Below are 272 nucleotides of genomic sequence, written 5' to 3' on the forward strand. Positions count from 1 at the left end.
CCGCCCTGCTCTCCCGCATGTGGGCCGACGTCGATGACCCAGTCGGCGCGGCGCACCAAGTCCATATTGTGTTCAACGATAAAAACTGAGTTACCACTAGATTTGAGCTCGTCGAGTACGGCTAGGAGCGGCTCGGCATCGGCCGGGTGAAGCCCAGCGGAAGGCTCGTCGAGTACGTAGATTACGCCAAAGAGCCCAGAGCGCAGCTGGGTGGCAATGCGCAGCCGCTGCATTTCACCAGGAGAGAGCGTGGGTGTTGCGCGGCCTAGACT

1 protein-coding gene is annotated in these 272 nt (G+C 61.0%); it reads right to left on the reverse strand.

Annotated features, from left to right (window positions below; genetic code table 11):
• The coding region (locus AAEZ02_RS22535) for a P-loop NTPase family protein (RefSeq protein WP_502959613.1) at window positions 1-272 on the reverse strand (272 nt) is incomplete at both ends.

The organism is Shewanella sp. T24-MNA-CIBAN-0130 (assembly GCF_040310185.1).
GTDB classification, from domain to species: Bacteria; Pseudomonadota; Gammaproteobacteria; order Enterobacterales; family Shewanellaceae; genus Shewanella; species Shewanella psychromarinicola.